This window comes from Thiocystis minor, assembly GCF_016653465.1.
Lineage (GTDB): Bacteria > Pseudomonadota > Gammaproteobacteria > Chromatiales > Chromatiaceae > Chromatium > Chromatium minus.
Genome location: NZ_NHSQ01000105.1, coordinates 1 through 20,507, shown reverse-complemented (window position 1 = coordinate 20,507; position 20,507 = coordinate 1). Strand labels below are relative to the sequence as shown.

25 protein-coding genes and 1 riboswitch are annotated in these 20,507 nt (G+C 61.1%); of the genes, 13 read left to right on the top strand and 12 right to left on the bottom strand.

Annotation, left to right across the window (positions count from 1 at the left end; all coding sequences use genetic code 11):
• Positions 1–424: 424 nt before the first annotated feature.
• Entirely contained in the window at positions 425–1,627 is a 1,203-nt protein-coding gene (tyrS, locus tag CCR95_RS14985; protein ID WP_201095918.1) for a tyrosine--tRNA ligase, read from the bottom strand.
• Between the two features lie 249 nt (positions 1,628–1,876).
• Between tyrS and CCR95_RS14980 the strand changes: the two genes are divergently transcribed.
• Positions 1,877–2,077 (top strand): hypothetical protein, encoded by a 201-nt coding sequence (locus tag CCR95_RS14980; protein ID WP_201095917.1) that lies wholly within the window; start codon positions 1,877–1,879, stop codon positions 2,075–2,077.
• 26 nt (positions 2,078–2,103) lie between these two features.
• Here CCR95_RS14980 and erpA read toward each other — a convergent pair whose 3' ends face one another.
• The 5 genes from erpA to CCR95_RS14955 all read right to left on the bottom strand — a co-directional run bounded on the left by erpA (position 2,104) and on the right by CCR95_RS14955 (position 4,948).
• On the bottom strand, positions 2,104–2,454 hold the full coding sequence (gene erpA / locus CCR95_RS14975) for an iron-sulfur cluster insertion protein ErpA (RefSeq protein WP_201095916.1): 351 nt from the start codon (positions 2,452–2,454) through the stop codon (positions 2,104–2,106).
• Positions 2,455–2,525: 71 nt separating this feature from the next.
• Entirely contained in the window at positions 2,526–3,554 is a 1,029-nt protein-coding gene (gene argC / locus CCR95_RS14970; protein WP_201095921.1) for an N-acetyl-gamma-glutamyl-phosphate reductase, read from the bottom strand.
• A gap of 196 nt (positions 3,555–3,750) precedes the next feature.
• On the bottom strand, positions 3,751–4,119 hold the full coding sequence (locus tag CCR95_RS14965) for a HesB/IscA family protein (RefSeq protein ID WP_201095920.1): 369 nt from the start codon (positions 4,117–4,119) through the stop codon (positions 3,751–3,753).
• Positions 4,120–4,201: 82 nt separating this feature from the next.
• On the bottom strand, positions 4,202–4,705 hold the full coding sequence (locus tag CCR95_RS14960; RefSeq protein WP_201095915.1) for a DUF5063 domain-containing protein: 504 nt from the start codon (positions 4,703–4,705) through the stop codon (positions 4,202–4,204).
• A gap of 78 nt (positions 4,706–4,783) precedes the next feature.
• Positions 4,784–4,948 carry a rubredoxin gene (locus CCR95_RS14955; RefSeq protein ID WP_201095913.1) on the bottom strand — a complete coding sequence of 55 codons (165 nt, stop codon included), beginning with the start codon at positions 4,946–4,948 and terminating at the stop codon, positions 4,784–4,786.
• A 212-nt stretch (positions 4,949–5,160) separates the two neighbouring features.
• Here CCR95_RS14955 and thiD point away from each other — a divergent pair, with 212 nt between their 5' ends.
• From thiD to hemL, 3 genes are read left to right on the top strand one after another with little or no spacing between them, the layout of a single operon-like run.
• Positions 5,161–6,009, top strand: a complete 849-nt coding sequence (thiD, locus tag CCR95_RS14950; protein WP_201095911.1) for a bifunctional hydroxymethylpyrimidine kinase/phosphomethylpyrimidine kinase — start codon at positions 5,161–5,163, stop codon at positions 6,007–6,009.
• Positions 6,010–6,019: 10 nt separating this feature from the next.
• The gene (thiE, locus tag CCR95_RS14945; RefSeq protein WP_201095909.1) at positions 6,020–6,658 is read left to right on the top strand and encodes a thiamine phosphate synthase; all 639 of its coding nucleotides are present in this window, start codon (positions 6,020–6,022) and stop codon (positions 6,656–6,658) included.
• Positions 6,655–7,938, top strand: a complete 1,284-nt coding sequence (hemL, locus tag CCR95_RS14940; protein WP_201095907.1) for a glutamate-1-semialdehyde 2,1-aminomutase — start codon at positions 6,655–6,657, stop codon at positions 7,936–7,938. Before thiE ends, hemL begins: the two co-directional genes overlap by 4 nt.
• Positions 7,939–8,082: 144 nt before the next feature.
• On the opposite strand, the gene amrS is transcribed toward hemL, so the two are convergent.
• Entirely contained in the window at positions 8,083–9,180 is a 1,098-nt protein-coding gene (gene amrS, locus CCR95_RS14935; protein ID WP_201095905.1) for an AmmeMemoRadiSam system radical SAM enzyme, read from the bottom strand.
• Positions 9,181–9,412: 232 nt separating this feature from the next.
• Positions 9,413–9,539, top strand: a riboswitch (yybP-ykoY riboswitch).
• Positions 9,540–9,605: 66 nt separating this feature from the next.
• On the opposite strand from amrS, the gene CCR95_RS14930 reads away from it, so the two are divergent.
• Positions 9,606–10,187: a TMEM165/GDT1 family protein gene (locus CCR95_RS14930; protein ID WP_201095903.1), complete on the top strand. Its 582-nt coding sequence runs from the start codon at positions 9,606–9,608 to the stop codon at positions 10,185–10,187.
• A 7-nt stretch (positions 10,188–10,194) separates the two neighbouring features.
• On the opposite strand, the gene CCR95_RS14925 is transcribed toward CCR95_RS14930, so the two are convergent.
• Positions 10,195–10,878, bottom strand: coding sequence for a hypothetical protein (locus CCR95_RS14925; protein WP_201095902.1), 684 nt, complete (start codon positions 10,876–10,878; stop codon positions 10,195–10,197).
• A 158-nt stretch (positions 10,879–11,036) separates the two neighbouring features.
• On the opposite strand from CCR95_RS14925, the gene CCR95_RS14920 reads away from it, so the two are divergent.
• The 8 genes from CCR95_RS14920 (at position 11,037) to CCR95_RS14885 (ending at position 16,939) form a co-directional block, all read left to right on the top strand.
• Positions 11,037–11,843 carry a metal ABC transporter ATP-binding protein gene (locus tag CCR95_RS14920; RefSeq protein WP_207188641.1) on the top strand — a complete coding sequence of 269 codons (807 nt, stop codon included), beginning with the start codon at positions 11,037–11,039 and terminating at the stop codon, positions 11,841–11,843.
• A 188-nt stretch (positions 11,844–12,031) separates the two neighbouring features.
• Complete coding sequence (locus CCR95_RS14915) at positions 12,032–12,880, top strand: metal ABC transporter permease (protein WP_201095900.1); 849 nt, start codon at positions 12,032–12,034, stop codon at positions 12,878–12,880.
• Positions 12,881–12,896: 16 nt separating this feature from the next.
• Positions 12,897–13,352 (top strand): transcriptional repressor, encoded by a 456-nt coding sequence (locus CCR95_RS14910; protein ID WP_201095898.1) that lies wholly within the window; start codon positions 12,897–12,899, stop codon positions 13,350–13,352.
• 8 nt (positions 13,353–13,360) lie between these two features.
• Positions 13,361–14,008 (top strand): ZrgA family zinc uptake protein, encoded by a 648-nt coding sequence (locus CCR95_RS14905; RefSeq protein WP_201095896.1) that lies wholly within the window; start codon positions 13,361–13,363, stop codon positions 14,006–14,008.
• A 193-nt stretch (positions 14,009–14,201) separates the two neighbouring features.
• Positions 14,202–14,702 carry a 6-carboxytetrahydropterin synthase gene (locus tag CCR95_RS14900; protein WP_201095894.1) on the top strand — a complete coding sequence of 167 codons (501 nt, stop codon included), beginning with the start codon at positions 14,202–14,204 and terminating at the stop codon, positions 14,700–14,702.
• Positions 14,699–15,400 (top strand): SDR family NAD(P)-dependent oxidoreductase, encoded by a 702-nt coding sequence (locus tag CCR95_RS14895; RefSeq protein WP_201095892.1) that lies wholly within the window; start codon positions 14,699–14,701, stop codon positions 15,398–15,400. Before CCR95_RS14900 ends, CCR95_RS14895 begins: the two co-directional genes overlap by 4 nt.
• Positions 15,401–15,458: 58 nt before the next feature.
• Complete coding sequence (locus CCR95_RS14890) at positions 15,459–16,238, top strand: SDR family NAD(P)-dependent oxidoreductase (RefSeq protein ID WP_201095890.1); 780 nt, start codon at positions 15,459–15,461, stop codon at positions 16,236–16,238.
• A gap of 281 nt (positions 16,239–16,519) precedes the next feature.
• Complete coding sequence (locus CCR95_RS14885) at positions 16,520–16,939, top strand: SCP2 sterol-binding domain-containing protein (RefSeq protein WP_201095888.1); 420 nt, start codon at positions 16,520–16,522, stop codon at positions 16,937–16,939.
• A 125-nt stretch (positions 16,940–17,064) separates the two neighbouring features.
• Here CCR95_RS14885 and CCR95_RS14880 read toward each other — a convergent pair whose 3' ends face one another.
• The 4 genes from CCR95_RS14880 to xerD form a co-directional block, all read right to left on the bottom strand.
• Positions 17,065–17,856, bottom strand: a complete 792-nt coding sequence (locus tag CCR95_RS14880) for a PP2C family protein-serine/threonine phosphatase (protein WP_201095880.1) — start codon at positions 17,854–17,856, stop codon at positions 17,065–17,067.
• A gap of 38 nt (positions 17,857–17,894) precedes the next feature.
• Positions 17,895–18,629 carry a DsbC family protein gene (locus CCR95_RS14875; RefSeq protein WP_201095878.1) on the bottom strand — a complete coding sequence of 245 codons (735 nt, stop codon included), beginning with the start codon at positions 18,627–18,629 and terminating at the stop codon, positions 17,895–17,897.
• 20 nt (positions 18,630–18,649) lie between these two features.
• Positions 18,650–19,132, bottom strand: a complete 483-nt coding sequence (locus tag CCR95_RS14870) for a YajQ family cyclic di-GMP-binding protein (protein WP_201095876.1) — start codon at positions 19,130–19,132, stop codon at positions 18,650–18,652.
• Positions 19,133–19,324: 192 nt separating this feature from the next.
• Positions 19,325–20,224 (bottom strand): site-specific tyrosine recombinase XerD, encoded by a 900-nt coding sequence (gene xerD / locus CCR95_RS14865; protein WP_201095873.1) that lies wholly within the window; start codon positions 20,222–20,224, stop codon positions 19,325–19,327.
• Positions 20,225–20,507: the final 283 nt, after the last annotated feature.

Below are 20,507 nucleotides of genomic sequence, written 5' to 3'. Positions count from 1 at the left end.
ATCAGCGGTTCGCCAATGTCTTCAGACCGCAAAAGACACCCGGAGCACCCACACAAAACATCTGAACAAATTGCTAAAGAACTGCTGGACAATGCCGAAACTCGTAAACTTCCGCACCGCCAAGACCAACCATTCTACGCTCCCTCGCTCGCTTGTCAACCCCCCTCGTCGACTCAACTCCGTTCCGCATGTTCCGCCATTCCGCCCCTCCTGAGCAAGCCGATCACTCTACCAAGCCAGAGAGGGAGGTGTCAACTTGAAAAAGCCGAAAACCGATCATTTTTTGGCTTGTCCCGTCACTGTCGGAGCCACGCTAGCGAGCGACAGGCCAGAAACAGGGAAAAACCCGCTTCCGCCTGCCTGCCTGCCTGCCTGCAAGAACCCGATGCCAGAATGAACAAAGCGGTCTCGCGCAAGCAAGCGCTCAGGTCAGGTGAATCTTCGCAAATTTGCGTTTTCCCACCTGATAAACATGACAGCTACCAACAGGACAGCTCAAATGCGCATCCTCAATGCGCTCGCCATCAATGCGCACCGCCCCTTGCCCGATCATGCGGATCCCCTCGGACGTGCTCTTCACGAGGTTCGCATCCTTCAATAGATTGGCAATTGCAAGCACGCCGTCTTCGCCGCACGCGAGGCTGATCTCCGGAAGATCATCGGGCAAGACGCCACGCTGAAAGCGGGCGAGGAAGCCATCCAGCGCCTGTCTAGCCTGATCCGGGCCATGGAAGCGTGTCACCAGCTCCAACCCAAGCTCGAACTTGATATCGCGCGGGTTGGCTCCGTCGCGCATGGCGGACTGCCAGGCGAGAATCTCCGACATCTCGCGGCAACTCAGCAGTTCAAAATAACGCCACATCAGATCGTCGGAGATCGACATGAGTTTGCCAAACATCTCGTCGGGCGGATCCGTGATCCCGATATAGTTTCCAAGCGATTTCGACATTTTCTGCACGCCATCCAATCCCTCTAGGATTGGCAGCGTGATCACGACCTGGGGTTCCTGGCCGTAGATCGCCTGCAGTTGGCGTCCCACCAGAAGATTGAATTTCTGGTCCGTGCCGCCCAATTCGACATCGGCCTTCAGGGCCACCGAGTCGTAGCCCTGGATGAGCGGGTAGAGAAATTCGTGAATGGCAATGGGCTGGCCCGACTTGTAGCGTTTCGAGAAATCGTCCCGCTCCAGCATACGGGCAACCGTCTGCTGCGCCGCAAGCTGGACCAGCCCGGCAGCACCGAGTTTTTCCAGCCACTCCGAGTTAAAGACGACACGCGTCTTGTCTGGATCGAGGATGCGGAAAACCTGTTCTTGATAGGTTTCCGCGTTTTGCTGGATCTGCTCGCGCGTCAACGGTTTGCGGGTCGCGCTCTTCCCCGTTGGATCGCCAATCATCCCAGTGAAATCGCCAATCAGAAACAGGATTTCATGACCGAGATCCTGAAACTGGCGCAATTTCTGGATCAGAACCGTATGACCAAGATGAAGATCGGGCGCGGTCGGATCGAATCCCGCCTTAATCCGCAGGGGTCGCTTCTGCGCGAGTTTTTTACGTAATGCGTCTTCGAGCAGGATTTCTTCGGTACCGCGCTGGATGAGCGCGAACGAACGTTCGAGCGAGTCCATAACGATGACTCCTTGACTGATGTCTGGTCGGGATGCCGGGTCAGGCAAAACGCGCGAGGGTACGATGATCGATCGGCTCGCACAAGCGCGGGAAGAGAAAACGGAGGGCGTCGCTCGCTTGTTCCCCGACAGGTTTTCCGACTACACTTGGAGAAACATCGTTTTTCATTGATTTTGCAGTTTTTTATGATGCGCGACTACAAATTTCAACAGAAGGAATGGCCGCTTCGCAAGCCTCGAAGAAGCCCCATGAAGGCGATCCTGAAGATCCTGACAGTCTGCGTTCTGGCGGCCGTCGGCTATACGGCCTATCAGTGGTTCGCGGCGGCGCCCAGGGAGAGCGAGCCGACGATCAACACGAATCGACAAATCATCCCGCTACAAATCCCGCCAAACAAAGCGGATTCATCGACCGTTCCTCCCGCGGAGACCGCGAGCGAAGCCCGCTAGCCTCCAGCGGTCATCTACCCGGTTGTTCAGGCGGAAAACGAGGAACCGCAGCCGCAGGTCGTGGTTGCGTTCGGATTCCGAATAACGAACTGGGCACCCTGAAGACCTTCCGTGTAGTCGATCTCCGCGCCCATCAGATATTGCATGCTCATTGGGTCGACAACTAATTTAACCCCATCGGTGACGATTTCGGTGTCCCCTTCCTGGATCTCCTCATCGAAGGTGAAACCATACTGAAAACCCGAGCAGCCGCCGCCCTGAATATAGACACGCAGCATCAAACCGGAATTACCTTCCTCCTCGATGAGTTGAGCGACCTTCGAGGCAGCGGAGGTCGTGAAAATCAGCGGGGTATCGAGCTCTGCTTCTGCATTCATGAGAGACGTCATCCTCGAAAAGAATGTGTTATTTAGATGGAAATGCGTCTTCTCGGCCGCTTGTTCAAGCCTCAAGGTAATAGGGCCAATGACTCCAAGCCCATCGCTTCATCGAGGCCAAACATCAGATTCATATTCTGAACGGCTTGACCCGCAGCCCCTTTGACGAGATTGTCGATCACCGACTGCACCACCACGACTCCGGCGTCTCCCTGGCGCGAGACCGCGATCCGGCAGAGATTCGCCCCCCGCACGGAACGGGTATCCGGATGGCCGCCCGGCATCAGATCGATGAACGCCTCGCCGGCATAGCGCTCGGCGTACAAACGTTCAAGGTCGACCGCCGGATCCGTGAGACGGGCGTAGAGGGTTGCTTCGATCCCGCGGATCATGGGCACCAGATGCGGCACGAAGGTCAAATTTACTTCGACGCCCGAAAACTGCACGAGGTTCTGCGCAATCTCAGGCGCATGACGATGGCCCGTCACCGAGTACGCCTTGAAGCTCTCGCCGATTTCAGCCATCAGCAGACCCGTGGCCGCCTTGCGGCCAGCCCCGCTGGCGCCGGATTTCGCATCCGCGATGAGCCACGAGGGATCGATCGCCCGCGCCTCCAGCAAGGGAAGAAAGCCCAACGTCACCGCGGTTGGATAACACCCTGGATTGGCGACCAGACGCGCTGTCCGGACGGCCGCCCGATTGAGTTCCGGCAGTCCGTAGACCGCCTCCGCCAGGCGTTCCGGGCAGTGATGGGGCATCCCGTACCACTGCTCCCAGACTGCGGGATCCTTCAGTCGGAAATCCGCCGCCAGATCGATCACCCGAACGCCGCGATCCAGGAGTTCCGGAGCGGATCGCATGGCGGTCCCGTTCGGCGTGGCGAAAAAAACCAGATCGCACTCGGAGAGCGCGCCGCTGTCCGGTTCGGTAAAACGCAGGTCAATCCGACCGCGCAGATGCGGAAACAACTCGGCGACCGACAGCCCCGACTCGCTCCTGGACGTAATGACCGAAATCGACGCCCGCGGATGGCGCGCCAGGATACGGAGCAGCTCGGCCCCCGTGTAGCCGGTACCGCCCACGATTCCGATCCGAATCATGTCGGATGCACTATTGGTTGGTTGAGCAGACACTGCGCATTCCGATGGTTGGCTTGGATATCATCTCGATCCTCAAAAACAAAAAGCGGCAGAAGCCGCTTTATCAAAAATACTGTCCGCGTTATTTGCTGTTCCGCTTCAAGAACCTGGAATTGACTAACCGGTCTTGCGGAGGGGCGAAGCCATAAGCGGCGAATCAGGAGCAACCGCCACCGGAAGAAGACGATCCGCAACTCCCGCAACTCCCGCCCATTTGCGGAAGATTATTGAACACGAAGGTCGCATTGCCGTCGTCCTGATCGACGAAGTCAATTTCGACGCCACGCAGGTACTCAAGAGTTCCGTCATCGACAATCACCTTGAAACCGTCGAACGACAGAACGCCGTCGTCGTCATTGATGACATCGGTAAAGGTCATGCCAAAACTAATCCCGCTGCAACCGCCCGCGGTCGCAAAGACGCGGACACCCTGGACATTGTCGTCGACCTGCCGAAACAAATCGCTCATCTTTGTCTGAGCCGGCTGAGTCAGCGTCAGCTCCATTTCGTTGATCACTGCGGACATGAGCAAAACCTCTGGATAGAGTACAAACTGGCGGGCGATATTAGCAGAAAGACGACGAATGATACCAGCGTAAAAGACAAGGTTAGCGGTCGAGACGCTCTTGCGCTCCAAGCATCGCCAAATGGCGGTCGGCATCGATCAGATGCCGGCCCCAATGCCGCTCATATCCACTCGACCAAGCGGCAAAGGCATCGTCCGGATCCAGCTCGTACAACAGCAAACCCTGCTTCAACTCGCAGTAAATATCGGTCAGATCATCGGCGAGACTCCCCGTCATGGCATCCGCCCCCTCGTTGCTAGAATCGAATTCCAGCCAGTAGCTGTCACGGTCGGCCAGAAGCCGGTGCAGATGGGCAAACAATTCGAAGCGGGCATCCAGATCCATGAAGTATATCGGGGCGAAATCGCGTCCATCGACCCTCAACGAAACGATGGCGACCTGTAATCGTGGCAACAGATTCGCAATCTCTCGCAACCAATGCTGCCAATCGCTCCCGGATAGGTCGATGATGTCGCAGTAGCGCCGAGCAAGCGTCGCAACGTCATGGAAGATGCGCGGGGCGTCAAACCGAGTTTGTTGAATCATTGCGTCCATGCCTGCGATTGTAGACGAGAAATCCATCCATGGGAGACGCAGCGAGACAAACTCGGAAATACCTTAGGGTTAAATCTCGACCAGATCGAAATCTTCCTTGCCGACTCCGCACTCCGGGCATTTCCAATTCATCGGGACATCTTCCCATTTGGTCCCCGGAGCGATACCGTCTTGCGGCCAGCCCTGCGCCTCATCGTAGATCAGTCCACACACCACACACTGATAGGTCTTCATCACACCACTCCCGTTCAACAGCAACGGCGAACTTGCACGCCATGATCACATTCGATAGACACGACATACCTTCATGTAAATCCGTCATAAGCTAGGGGCTTCCCTGCGGGATCTCAATGCAATGCAACCCAACGGATCACGTTGCCCCCGCGGCGGCGGCGGAAGACGGAGCGATGGCGATCCAACCTGTATCCATGCGAGGACTTGCAAACATGAACGTCTCCACACAGCGCCGCGTCGTGCTCTGCATCGGCGGCCACGACCCGAGCGGCGGCGCGGGGATCCTCGCCGATGCCGAGGCGATCCAGGCCGCCGGCGCCTTTGCCGTCACCGTCGTCAGCGCGCTGACCGACCAGGATACCTGCGGTCTGCGCCACCTTTATCCGCAACCGCCCGAACAAGTCGAGGCCCAATGCCGGGCGCTCATCCACGACAGCGCACCCCGCGTGCTGAAGGTCGGTCTGATTGGCGATGCACGGATCGCCGAGGCGATCGTCCGCCTCGTCGACGCGCACCCGCAACTCCCGGTCATCCTCGACCCCGTGCTGGCCTCCGGCACCGGTCAGCGGGTTGCCGACACGGCGCTGCTGGAGCAGCTACGCCAGCAGCTCATCCCGCGCTGCACCATGATCACCCCCAACCTGCCCGAGGCGCGCACGCTGACCGACGTCGAATCGCCCGCCGACGGTGCCGCGCGCCTGCTGGAGATGGGCGCGCGCTGGGTCTTGATCACCGGCACCCATGACGATACCCGACAGGTCACCAATCGTCTGCATGGCGCCAACGGCGAGCGGCGGGATTGGGACTGGCCGCGACTGGCCGGCGAGTATCATGGCTCCGGCTGCACGCTCGCGAGCGCCATCGCGGCCCGAATCGCCCTGGGGATGCCGCTGATGGACGCCGTCGACGCCGCACAGGCGTATACCTGGAAGAGCCTCCAGCAAGCCTTTCGCTCCGGCCGCTGCCAACTCACGCCGAACCGGTTTTATCATTCACTCGACAACGACAACGACAACGACAACGACAACGACAACGATCACGATCACGATCACGACAACTGACAACGGCACCATGATCCATCATCTGACCGGCCTCTACGCCATCACCCCGGAAGCCTCGAACAGCCCCGCCTCGCTCACCGCACAGGTCGCCCAGGCAATCGAAGGCGGCGCCCGGCTGATCCAGTATCGCGACAAGCATTCCGACTCCCAGGGACGCCATGACCGGGGCGCGGCCCTGCTGAGGCTCTGCCGCGACGCGGGCATCCCGCTCATCGTCAACGACGATCTGGCGCTGGCAGTCGACTTGGACGCGGACGGCGTCCATCTGGGCCGCGACGATCCCGACCCGCGCCAGGCCCGCGAGCGACTCGGAGACGACGCCATCATCGGCGTCTCCTGTTACGACGATTGGTCGCTCGCCGAGGCCGCCGAGCAGGCCGGCGCCAGCTATCTCGCCTTCGGCAGCTTCTTTCCCTCACTCACCAAACCGCAGGCGGTGCGCGCCGATCCGCGCCTCCTGACCGAGGCGCGTCGGCGTCTGTGCATCCCGCCAGTTGCGATTGGCGGGATCACGCCACAAAATGGCGGCTCATTGATCGCGGCGGGCGCCCGGATGCTCGCGGTCGTCACTGGCGTCTTCGACCAGCCCGACATCGCCGCCGCCGCCCGCGCCTACACCAACCTGTTTCCGAAGGAGCACACCCGATGACCCGTTCCCATGATCTTTTCCAGGCCGCGCAACGCCACATCCCCGGCGGGGTCAATTCGCCGGTGCGCGCGTTTCGCGGGGTCGGCGGCGATCCGGTGTTCTTCGAGCGCGCCGCCGGCCCCGAGGTCTTCGATGCCGACGGCAAAGGCTATATCGATTATGTCGGCTCCTGGGGTCCGATGATCCTGGGTCACGCCCATCCCGAGGTGCTGGCGGCGGTACGCGAGCGGCTCGACAAGGGGCTCTCCTTCGGCGCCCCGACCGAACTCGAAACCGTCATGGCCGACAAGGTTTGCGAACTGGTCCCGAGCATGGACATGGTGCGCATGGTCAGCTCCGGCACCGAGGCGACCATGAGCGCGCTGCGTCTGGCGCGCGGCTATACCGGACGCGACAAGATCGTGAAATTCGAGGGCTGTTATCACGGCCACGCCGACTCGCTGCTGGTCAAGGCCGGCTCCGGCGCCCTGACCTTCGGCGAACCCAGTTCGCCTGGCGTCCCGGCGGCGCTGGCCGAACTGACCATCACGCTGCGCTACAACGATCTGGAGCAAGTGCGCGAGACCTTCGCCGCCATCGGTTCCGAGATCGCCTGCATCATCGTCGAGCCGGTCGCCGGCAACATGAACTGCATCCCGCCGGTACTGGGCTTTCTGGAAGGGCTGCGCGAGGTCTGCGACCAGTCCGGCGCGCTGTTGATCTTCGACGAGGTCATGACCGGCTTCCGGGTCGCGCTCGGCTGCGCCCAGGGGCTGTACGGCATCACGCCCGACCTGACCGCGCTCGGCAAGGTCATCGGCGGCGGCATGCCGGTCGGCGCTTTCGGCGGCAGGCGCGAGATCATGTCGCGTCTCTCGCCGCTCGGACCGGTCTATCAGGCCGGCACCCTCTCCGGCAACCCGATCGCCATGGCCGCCGGACTCAAGACCCTGGAACTGATCTCCGCGCCCGGCTTCCATGACCGACTCGCCGCCACCACCGCCAAACTGCTCGGCGGCTTGCAGGAACGCGCCGATGCCGCTGGCATCCCCTTCAGCACCAATCAGGTCGGCGGCATGTTCGGGCTTTTCTTCACTGGCGAGCGGGTGACGAATTACGACCAGGCCACCCGGTGCGATCAGGAGCGGTTCAAAGCCTTCTTCCACGGCATGCTCGATCGCGGCGTCTATCTTGCCCCCTCCGCGTTCGAGGCCGGTTTCGTTTCCAGTACGCACTCTGATGGACACATCCAGAAGACGCTGGACGCCGCAGCGGAGACCTTTGCGGCGATCACGGGCTGAGACGTCCCGCGGCCCCGCCGATCAGCGGAAATATTGTATTTTCCGAATCAGCGATTTGCGGGGAGTTCGCAACCCTCTTAACATCGATCATCTGGCCAATCGCTGTCGCTGAGACGACGACAGCGATTGCTTCGCTAGACTCGCTTAACGGGCAAAATCGCGCAACCGCACCGGCAGGCGTCGCCCTCCCCAGGTTCCCGGATGTCCCTCGAAGACTCCCGCACACACCGTCCCGCACTGATTGCAGCAGCCTTCAGCCGTCAGATTCCAATCCGAAAGCACGTACCAATCCCGCCCGATCAGCTTGTGACCGCAATGGTAACAATAGGTACTGCCGCCCGCGTCGTCATGGACGTTCCCCGTATAGGCATGGCGCACGCCATTTCCCAGGGCAATGGAGCGCGCCCTGGTCAGGGTCTCCGGCGGCGTCGCCGGATAATCGAGCATCTTGTAATCGGGATGAAATGCGGTGAAATGCATGGGCACATCCGGCCCCAGATGCTCGAACACCCACTGGGTCATAGCCTCCAATTCGGCATCCGAATCGTTCTCGCCAGGGATCAACAGGGTGGTAATCTCGACCCAGACCGAGGTCTCATGGACCAGGTATTCCAGGGTCTCCAGCACGGGTTGCAGATGGCCGCTACAGAGTCTGTGGTAGAAATCCTCCGAAAACCCCTTGAGATCGACATTGGCGGCATCCATCCACGCGAAGAATTCGGCACGCGGTTCGGGACAGATGTAGCCCGCGGTGACCGCGACCGATTTGATCCCGCACGCCCGGCACGCCTTCGCCACATCGACGGCGTATTCTAGAAAAATAACCGGATCGTTGTAAGTATAGGCCACGCTGCGACAGCCCAGCGATTCGGCGGCGCGCGCGATGGTCTCGGGCGCCGCCTGATCGGCCAGGGTATCCATCTCGCGCGACTTGCTCATATCCCAATTCTGGCAGAAGCGGCAGGTCAGATTGCAGCCGGCGGTGCCGAACGAAAGCACCGGGGTGCCCGGCAAAAAGTGGTTGAGCGGTTTCTTCTCGATCGGGTCGACGCAGAATCCGGAGGACCGCCCATAGGTCGTCAGCACAATCTCGCCCTGCTCGCAGGCGCGCACGAAACACAGGCCGCGCTGTCCCTCCTTGATGCGGCAGAAACGCGGGCAGAGATCGCACTGAACCCGTCCGTCTTCAAGACCGTGCCAATAGCGCGTGGGCACGACCGTCTTCATCGTGTCAGCAATCATCGCACTCCTCCTCTCCTGTCCGGACGTTGCATCATGCGTCGCGTACTGGACGCGGTTTAGACTGCATGCGTCGATGGGTTCAACGTGTCTATTTGTATTCATTGTCGAACAAGCGGGGACGATTGCAATCCACGGCGACACACCCGCCAATGCCCTTGACACGTTGCGAATGGCTTCACCGACGCGCGCTTTCAATCGAAAAATTGACAGTTCGGCGCCAGACCGATAGATTTTGCCGGTCTTGAGGGGAGTAGTCGCCCTTCCGCAACGGAAGGGGCCTGTGTCAACAGACTTGGTGGCGACACCATGGCGCAGGCGGTCATTCGGCTTGACGAGACCTCGGATTTGGCGCGATGTCTGGCTGGGGCTGGGCGCGTTTCGCCTGGTCCGAAGGTTTCATTGCCCGGCCCCCAGCAGCGTCTTCCATGTCCGATCCGATTGCCTGGCTGGCCCCCGCGGTCACGACCTTTGGTCTCGTCTTTCTCGCTGAACTGGGCGACAAATCGCAACTTGTCTGCATGACGCTCGCGGCAAGACATCGACACGGGCCGGTTCTGGTCGGCTCCATTGCCGCCTTCGTGGTGCTAAATACCTTGGCCGTGGTGTTCGGCGTCGGTTTGTCCCAGTGGATCCCGGAGCGGGTCTTGGCCGGCGTTGTCGCAATTCTCTTCGCGGTTTTCGGGATAATGTCACTGCGCGCCACCGAAGACGAAGACAGCGATGTTCTACGGGAACGTCGCGTCGATGGTATCGCACTGACGACCTTCCTGATGATCCTGCTGGCCGAAATGGGCGACAAGACGCAACTGACGGTCGCCGGTCTGGCGAGCAGTCTACCGCCGCTATCGGTGTGGATCGGCGCCACCCTTGCCTTGTCCGTGACCTCGGCGCTAGGCGTGCTGGTGGGATGCCGATTGCTGAGGTCCATGCCGCTGCATCGGCTGCATCAAGCAAGCGGTGTCTTTTTCCTGCTGCTCGCGGGTTTTGCGCTCACCAAGGTTTTTTAGTCGTGCATTACATCAGCGGTCCCCAATAGGTGCCCAACAGAAGCACTGCGGAGGCCGAAACCGTAATCAAAATGTTGTCGTCGATGGGGCCAAATTCGTAGCGTTCGATCACAGTCGCCACGATCGCCGAGAGCAGCCCCCAGAGCGGGATGGCCGGGGTCGCCAGCCCGCCGATGATCCAACCCATGGGCGCGCAGACCAGCAACATAAAGACATTACCGATGGGGCTCTTGGAGCGTTTGCGGATGACGGCATTGCGCACGATCCCGGTCACGCCGTCACCGAAGGCCATATAGAGTGAAGGCAGAATCGCGAGCCAGGGATTCTCCAGAATCCACCAGAGCAGCGAGACCGAGGTGGCCCACATCAGCGCGAACTTGACGTCGTTGCGGTTCTCGCCAGTCTGGAACCAGTAGAACCTCAGTCCGGTGACATGCGCCACATCGAGCAGGAGCGTCAACAGCAATCCGCTGACCAGCGGATACCAGGGATCGCTGAAGACCAGCGGGACCATCACCGAACCGACACCTCCAGCCAGCATGTGCACAATCTTGCGGTTGTAATAGACCGCCCGGATGGGCTCCATGCCACGCTCCACCATCCGCCGGTAGGGCAGTCGGGTCAGAAAGAGAACGGCCAGCACATAGAGGCTCAGGCCGGCGGCCCAATAAAATTGCGTGGAGATGGTCATTAGGATTTGGCGTCGGATTCCGGGTGCGGGCAATCCTAATCCTACCGGCGCCGGATGTCCTCTCAGGATGGCGGGATCGAAGCAGCGGAATGAAAGACGTTATACTATTCAGTTAATGCCGATTGAACGAATTCGAGCCTTTCCGCCGGATACCCGCCATGTTCGCACACACGCTTCCGCCGTCTCCGTTCGATCACAGGGAGAAGGCTTCCGCGATCCCGCCTGCCGCCGAACGCCCGGAGGCGCCGGTCATTCTCGTGCGGGATCTCAGTTTTTCCTATGGCGATGCGCTGGTGTTGGAGCAGGTGAATCTATCGATTGCGCCCGGCGAATTCGTCGGGCTGGTCGGACCCAATGCCGGCGGCAAAAGCACGCTCTTGAAGCTGATCCTGGGTCTGCTTGCGCCTCAGACCGGACAGATTCGGGTACTCGGCCAGCCGCCCCGACAGGCCGCGCGGCGGATCGGGTATGTCCCACAATTCCCGAGCTTCCCGCGCGATTTCCCCATCTCGGTGGAACAGGCGGTGGCGATGGGGCGGCTGGGCATCGGGCCGATGCTTGGCTGGCATCGGGCGGCCGATCGGGACGCCGCGCGGCGGGCGCTGGAGGAGGTGGAGGCGCTGGATCTAGCCCGGCGGCGGATCGGCACCCTGTCCGGCGGTCAGTTGCAACGGGTGCTGCTGGCACGGGCGCTGGCCGGAGAGGCGGAAATCCTCATCCTCGACGAGCCGACCGCCAATATCGATCAGCGGGTCGAAAGCGACATCTTCGATCTGCTCGCGGTGCTGAACCGACGCCTGACGATTCTGCTGGTCTCGCACGATATCGCCTTTATTTCGGACTATGTCAGCCGGGTTGCCTGTTTGAACCGCACGCTCCTTTATCATGGGACCGACGCGGTGAATGCCGAGACCATCCAGCAACTCTACGGCGGGCATGTGCGCCTAGTCGCGCATCGGCATTAAAACGCGTCCGGTCGGGTATGTGATGTTTGTGTACCGACTCAGCCACGGATGAGCCAAAAGACGTTGCAGCGGACGCGTTTTAAGTGTTTATTTTTTATCATTTTAACCGCGTCTTGCCAATTACCGCGGATAACGGCAGGCCAAGTTCACTCGCAACTCTCCATATCACGCTAGACGCGGTTTAATTTATGAGTCAATTCCTTTCCGCCCTGAGCGAACACGCCTTTCTCCAGACCGCCCTACTGGCCGGTCTTTTGGCCAGCATCGGCTGCGGTGTGATCGGCACCTTCGTGGTCGTCAAGCGCATCGCCTTCATGGCCGGGGGTATCGCGCATTCGGTGCTCGGCGGCATGGGGGCCGCGCTCTATTACGGCTTCGACCCGCTGCTGGGCGCATTGTTCGCCGCCATTCTCTCGGCCTTGCTGATCGGAACCGTGCGTCTGTTCTGGAAGATGCAGGAAGACACCCTGATCGGCGCGCTCTGGGCGATCGGCATGGCCATCGGCATCCTCTTTATCGCCAAGACGCCCGGCTATGCCGCGGATCTCATGAGCTTTCTATTCGGCAACATCCTGCTGGTTCCGACTCGCGAACTCTGGTTCATGGCCGGCCTGGATCTGGTGCTGATGCTGACCGTGGCGCTCTTCTATCGTCAATTCCTTGCCGTCATCTTCGACGAGGAATTCGCCCGACTGCGCGGCGTGCCGGTGGCCTTCTTCTATCTGCTGCTGCTCTGTCTGGTGGCCGTGACCGTGGTGCTGCTGATCCAGGTGGTCGGTCTGATCCTGGTGATCGCCCTGCTGACCCTGCCGGCCGCCATCGCCGGCCATTATGTCCACTCGCTCGGCGGCATGATGGTGATCGCGACCCTGCTCGGCGGACTCTTCACCTCGCTGGGGCTGGGACTCTCCTATGGTCCCGATCTGCCGGCGGGTCCGACCATGATTCTGCTGGCCGGCGGCGTCTATGTGCTGTCGGCGCTGTTGAGCCGTTTTCTGACCTGGCGCGGCGCGCTGCGTCAGGCAACCCAAACCTGAACGAGAGGTCGCGCCGATGGATGTCAAACCGCCCGAAACCGCGCTTGAAGAGGCCGATACGCTCTGTCAGCGGCGAGGCGTGCGTCTCACGGCGCAACGGCGACAGGTGCTGCACATCCTTTGCGCCGCGGGCCGGCCGCTTGGCGCCTATGAAATCCTGGAAGCCATGCGCGACGGCTCGCGCCCGCTGGCGCCACCGACGGTCTACCGGGCGCTGGATTTTCTACTGGAGCAGGGACTGGTACATAAGCTGGAGAGTCTGCACGCCTATGTCGGCTGCACCCACCCGGATCATCCGCACTCCAGCCAATTCCTCATCTGCGCCGACTGCGGCTTGGTGACCGAGCTGGAGGACGAGGCCATCGCCCAAAGTCTGAAATCCGCCGCCAGCGAGACCGGCTTCCGTGCCCGACGGCGGGTGGTGGAGGTGATCGGCACCTGCGCGGACTGCGCCGGAAAGTCGACGGATTGAAACGCGAGATGACTCTGTCGCCACGTCTCGCAGCCTGCCGCCGACTGGCGATCCTGATCGTCGCCATCGGATTTTGGGGAGCGGCGAGCGCGCGGCAAACGCCGCCCCGCCAGCTGACCGCGCCTGTACAGGGAACCGCGCGCATGACGATTAACGCCGACGGTCCCGAGGTTCTCGTTGACCTGAGCGCGCCGGCGGCAACCCTGGTCGGCTTCGAGCATGCGCCAGCGACCGCCGACGAGCGCGAAACGCTGCGTCTGGCCAGGGAGAACCTGAAGGCCGGCGACGGCATGATCCGCTTCAACACCAATGCCGACTGCCGGCTGATCGAGTCCAGGGTGGAGGCCCATTTCTCCGACCGTCGGCGGACCAGCATGCGCGGTCAAGACCCCGGCACAGCGGAGCCCGCGCATTTGACGGCGCGCTACCGTTTTCGCTGCGACCGCCCAGACCGGCTGGATTCCGCCGCGCTCGGACTCTTCATGGGGTTTCCGGTGCTGCAACGGGCACTGGTCCATTACGCGACCAGTGACGGTCAGGGCGAGGCGGAACTGACGCCCGTCAACCCGGTCGTGGTCTTCGTGCCGCTGTCGGGCGCGCGTTTCGATGAAGATCGCGGCGGGGGTTTATCCGCCGGACCAGACGCCCCAACTTAAGAAACCGTCCAGTAATGATTTCCCGAATCGCTGAAACCGACGGACGAGTCGCCGATACAGAGGGAAGTTGTTGATGGACGGCGCCTAAATGACATCCCGATCCGGGATGAGCGCTTTCGCCTCGTAAAGAGCAGTCGAATTCCCGCTCGCCCATCCCGGAAGGAAACAGTCCCGCAGATCAGGAGATACCACGGTGACGTCCCAGCAACCCCTGACTCGAATCGAGATCGGCAAGGACTATCTCAATTTCAGCGCCGGCCACTTTACCCTCTTCTCGGCGACCGAGCGGGAAAATCTCCATGGCCACAACTTTCAAGTCCGCTGCGCCGTCACGGCAGCGGTGGACGATGACGGGCTCGCCTTCGATTATGTGGTGCTCAAACGAGCGCTGAAGGATCTTTGCGATCAACTTGACGAGCAGGTCCTACTGCCGCAACGCTCGCCCTATCTGCGCATCGAGCGTCAGGAGGGAATGGTCTTCGCCCTCTTCGCCGACGAGCGGATCCCCTTTCTGGAACGCGATGTCCTGCCCCTGCCGATCCGCAACGTCACCATCGAGGAACTGGCGGCGCTGTTCCTCGCCAGACTGCGCGAACGCCCCGAACTGGCCGGCCAGGATCTGCGCGTCATCGAACTCGGCGTCTCCTCCGGACTCGGACAATGGGCCTTTTCATCCTGGGAGTCTTCCGCATGAACCTCTTGATCGTCACCGGCGCCAGCTCCGGCATCGGGCGCGCCATCGCCACCCGCTTTCTGGTCGACGGCTGGGCCGTCGTCAACCTCTCGCGCCATCCCTGTCCCGAGTCTGGAGTCGAGAATCTCGCTTGCGATCTTGCCGAACCCGATGCGGTGGCCTCGCTGGATGCGCCGCTTCAGCCGTGGCTTGCCAATGCCGGGCGGGTCTGCCTGGTCCATAACGCCTCCGTCATGCGCTCGGATCGGATCGACAGCCTTCCCAGCGCGGATCTGCGCACGGCGCTCGAACTCAACATCCTGGCCGCCAATGGGTTGAATCAACTGGTGGTTCCCCGCATGGGCCGGGGTTCGAGCCTGATCTACATCGGCTCGACCCTGGCCGAAAAGGCGGTGCCGGGGGTGGCGAGCTATGTCATCGCCAAACATGCGCTGGCCGGCATGATGCGCGCGACCTGTCAGGATCTCGCCGGGCGCGGCATCCATACCTGCATGATCTGTCCCGGTTTCACCGACACCGAGCAACTGCGCGCGCTGATCGGCGACAACCCGGACACGCTGGCCGCGATCACGGGACTCTCCGCCTTTGACCGTCTGATCGAGCCGGAGGAGATCGCCGAGGCGGTCGCCTTCGCGGCTCATGCGCCAGTGCTGAACGGGGCGCTGATCCACGCCAATCTGGGACAGCGCGAGCGATGAACCTGGAAAAAGCCGTTGAACCGCGAAAAACGCGAAGAACACGAAATTGATTAACGCAATGTCAAAGACGAACGATCATCCGGATCATGCGGGCCGCGTGGTCTGTATCAGCGGCGGCACCTCTGGCATCGGCGCCGGACTGGTGGCGGGATTTCTGGCGTCCGGCGACCGGGTGTATACCTTCGGGCGCGATCCCGGAAAGCTGGAACGGCTAACCGAACGCTGGTCGGAGCAGACCGTCAACGGAACGCTGATCGCCCTGGTCGGCGACGTCACGGACGCGGACTTTCGCGCGCAACTGGTCGCGAGCATCGCCGAGCAGTCCGGCCGACTGGACGTGCTGGTCAACAACGCCGGAGTCATCCTCGATTCCGGGGATCTGGAAGAAAGCGTCGATGCCTGGCGGGCGACCCTGGAGGCCAATCTGATCGCCCCCTTCGCGCTGACCCAAGCCTGCGCCGAACTTCTGGAGCGCGGCACCGCGCCGGTCGTCATCAATCTTTCATCGGCCTGCGCCCAGCATCCGTTCGCCTCCTGCACCTCGACCAGCTATTCGGTCAGCAAGGCCGGGCTCGACATGCTGACCCGGCGGCTGGCCCTGGGGCTTGGGCCGCGCGGTATTCGCGTCAACGGCGTCGCGCCCGGCGTGGTCGCCTCGGAGATGTGGGGCGGCCAAACCGAACTGATCGAATCCACCGTCCAGCGTCGTCATGTCCTCGGGCAACAGATCGTCACCCCCGCGGATGTCGCCGACGCTGTACTCTTTCTCGCCTCCTCGCGCGCCCGGCTGATCACCGGCGCAACACTAAACGTAGATGCCGGTTATACGCTCGGCTGATTCTCGCGGGTATTCTTTCCGCCAGATCCTGATAGAATTTGGAGTGATGCAAGCCCGTGCAAAGGCTGCGAAGAACTATAAACTGCTGTCACTCCAAGAGGATGCGCCCTGCGGCGATACTCAGGGAAGATCCGGCCGGTGAGCAGCAGGCATCAAACAGCCATTCAAAATCCTTTGTTTAGCTTGCGTTTTTGCGAGTCAAACGTTTTTTCAGGCTTATTTTCAGCCACCGCGATCTCCGCGCTGGCTCTTTCGCTGCCCACACTGGAGGACCGATCACAATGGCCGCACTCTTTTCCGCTGACTGGATGAACCATCTCAAGGATGCCTGGAATGCCGAGCCCGAGGTCAAGGATAAACTGGCCGAGATCAATTTCGACTCCGTGATCTATTGCGGTTTCAAGGACGAGGAGAACCCGCGCGGGGTGTTCGTGGTCGAAAATGGCGTCTGCGTGCGCGCCGGCGCCTGGTCGGAAAGCGATCCGCCCGCTAACTGGGACATGCGAGCCGACCTCAAGGATTGGCTCAAATGGGTCGAAAAGGGCATCGGCATGATGGGCATGGGCACTGCCTTCGCGACCGGCAAACTCAAGTTCAAGGTCGGCGATTACAAGGCCATGCTCAAGGATCCGCGCATGGCGAATCCCTTCGTCAAGAGTTTCGGCTTGATGCAGCAGATTGAGACCGACGAACTCGCTTGATTGCATTCCGCTTTTGCTCGCCAAGCCCGCGACCTCGCGGGCTTTCATTTCTCAAGAAACCCGCAATCCCCGCATTCTGAACTCGATTCAACGCTTAGGCCAGAGTTGCTCAAAACCGCGTAGGTTTAACTCTGGAAGCCGCTTAATCGCTCGCCCACCTGAATCAGCGCGAACGTAATGTTGTCATTGCCGCCGCGCTCATTGGCGATGCGAATCAGTGCATCGGCGGCCGAGTCGAGCGAGTTCTCGTCCACGGACATCAGAATCTGGCGCATCCAATCATCCGGAATCATGCCGGTCAAGCCATCGGTACAGAACACAAAGAGGTCACCCGCGGCCAGCGCGATGACATCGGAGGAAATCTTGACGACCGGCGACGAGCCCAATGCGCGTGTCAGGATATTCTCGCCGATGCCATAGCGCTTGGCATCTTCGCGCGAGGTGAAAAAACCCTGGTCGATCACTTCCTGGATAAAGGAATGGTCGCGAGACAGTTGCTCGAAATCATCTTCTCTTAATCGATAGATGCGCGAATCGCCGACATGGGCAATGGCCAGCCAATCCCAACCCACGGAACCAACGACCACAGTCGTGCCCATTCCAGCAAAGTCGCGCTGTTCCCTTCCCTGCCGCCAGATGTTGATATTGGCCTCCGCGACCGCGGCCTCGACGAACAGACGCGCCTTTTCGGGCTCGTTGCGCGGCATGGCCTGGCGTCGAAAGCGATCCGCGATGGTTTCGGTCGCCAGATGGCTAGCCACATCGCCAGCGCTGGCGCCTCCGACACCATCGGCGACGACCACCAGCCCCCACTCGGGGTCGACGACAACGGCGTCTTCATTGCGCGCGCGCACACGACCCTGGTCGGTGCGCCAGACATAGACGAGATGAAAAGCGGAGATTGGACGCTGCGACATGAAGCGAAACGGCTAGCGGCGAATCCAAGTTGGCGCGATCAACTCCCCGTCCCGCCATTGAGTTCGGCCGCAAGTCGCTTGGGCTCCACATAGCCGGGGATCAGATCGCCTTTTTCGGTCAGGATGGCGGGCGTGCCACGCAACCCGAGATCGGCGCCCAGCGCCATGTGCGCATCGATCGGATTGTCGCAGGTTTTCTCTTCGATCTTTTTTCCTGCCTTGGCATCGGTCATGGCCTGGCGCCGCGCGGCATCGTCGCCGGCACACCAGACGGAGACCGCCTCGTCATAGGCCGGGCTGCCCTTGCCGGCGCGCGGGAAGAACAGATAACGCACCCGGATGCCTTCCTTGCCGTATTCGGCGATCTGACTGTGCAGCTTGCGGCAATACCCGCACTCGATGTCGGTAAAGACGGTGACCGTGTGCTTGGCGTCCGCCGCACCGAAGGTCACCATCTGACTCTCGCCAAGCCGATCGATAAGAAGTTTGCGCGCCTCGGCCAGACGCGGTTCGGTCAAATCCTCGCGGGTCTTGAGATCGACGATATGGCCATTGACGAAATAACGCCCATCGCTGGTCACATACATCAAATCAGTGCCCACCATGACCTCATAGAGCCCCTTGATCGGCGCCGGTGCGATACGGCTGATCTTGATGCCGGGCACGGTCTTTTCGAGGGCGTCGCGAATGGTCTGCTCGGGCGAGGCGGCAAAGGCACCGGTGGCGAGCGTCAGGGACGCCACGGCAATGGCAAAATCACGGAATCTTCTCATGGCGATGGGATCTCTAATCTCTAATCTCTGAAGTTGGTGAACTGTACGGGCAAGCCCCAGTCTTCCTCGCGCAGATGCGCGATGGCCTCCTGGAGATCGTCGCGCTTCTTTCCGGTGACGCGCACTTGGTCGCCCTGAATCTGCGCCTGAACCTTGAGCTTTTCTGATTTGATCGCCTTCACCATCCGCTTGGCGGTGTCGGTGTCGACGCCCTGCTTAAGCGTAATCTCCTGACGGGCAGCGTTCAGGGTGGACACTGGCTCTGCGGGATCCAGGCAGGCGAGATCGAGTTTCCGTTTGACCAGCTTCTGACGCAGGATATCCATCATCTGCTGGAGGTGGAATTCCTGCTCTCCGGTCATCAGAATTTTGCCGTCGGTCAGCGCGAAACTGGCGTCGACGCCCTTGAAATCGAACCGGGTTCCAATCTCGCGATTGGCCTGATCGACCGCGTTACGGACTTCCTGAAGATCGATTTCGGAAACGACATCGAACGATGGCATGGTTGACTCTCTCATGAAACCGCGCTCGGCATGGTCTGCGTCGTTGGTGCGGCACGATACGGACCCAACCCACTGGAACAAGCGTCGAAGTTGACGCGGTTTACGTGTTTAAATTTTGAATCGCGCGGGACAAGATACCAAATATTGCCGCCGAGCCTGGAATTTTTGCGCTTCCGCGACCCTCGCCATCGCTCAGCCCCTGGGATGATGGCGCGCATGCAACTGCTTGAGCCGCTCCCGTGCCACATGGGTATAGATCTGCGTGGTTGAAAGGTCGCTATGGCCGAGCAGCATCTGCACGACCCGCAGATCGGCGCCATGATTGAGCAGATGGGTCGCGAAGGCATGACGCAGGGTATGCGGGGACAGCGGCTTGACCACGCCGGCGAGGATCGCGTAGCGCTTGATCAGGAGCCAGAACGCCTGGCGCGTCATGCAGTCGCTGCGGGAAGTCGGAAACAGATACGCACTGACCCGCCCACCGAGCAGATCCAAGCGCGGTCCCCTCGCATAGTCTTTCAGCCATTCGCAAGCATCCTCGCCCAAGGGCACCAAGCGCTCCTTGCCGCCCTTGCCGACGATGCGCACGACCCCCTGGGTCAGGCTGACCTGGCTCGGCGTCAGGGTCACCAGTTCGGTGACCCGCAGGCCGCTGGCGTAGAGCACCTCCAGCATGGTGCGATCGCGATGTCCGCGAGTATCCTGCGTATCCGGCGCGCCCAGCAGCGCCTCGACCTCGGACTCGCTCAGACTCTTGGGCAGTGGGCGGCCCAGTTTCGGCGCCTCCACGCGGGCGCTCGGATCTTCGCGGATCAGACCCAGGTGCAGAAGATATTGATAGAACTGTCGCAGACAGGAGACCAGGCGCGCCGTCGAGCGGGGTTTGCGTCCCTGCTGTGAGAGCAGCGCCAGATAGTCCAGCAGATCCGAGCGGGCGGCAGCGGCCAGGCCATAGCCGCGTTCCGCCGCGATCCAGTTAGCGAAGGCACGCAGATCGGACTGATAGGCCGCGAGCGTATTCGCGCTCAGGCCCCGCTCGATCCAGAGCGCGTCCGCGAAGCCCTCGATAACTATCCGCTCGTCTTGGATCATGATTCGCAGTGGTCAGTGGTCAGTGGTCAGTGGTCAGTGGTCAGTAATTGTGAAGCCAGGGCGTGTCATCAATTGTATTCGTGGCGGAATGGTCCGCCCTGCCACTGTGTCCAAGGCTTCGAATCGATACGCTCGACGCGGATGTTGCGCGGCATGGATCGGGTCGGGCTGACGGGATTGCGCCCGTCAGCCCTCCCACACCACCGGACATGCGGTTTTCCGCATCCGGCGGTTGGACCCAGCCACCATTAAGCGGCGGCGAGGTCTGATGGAACCCACAATC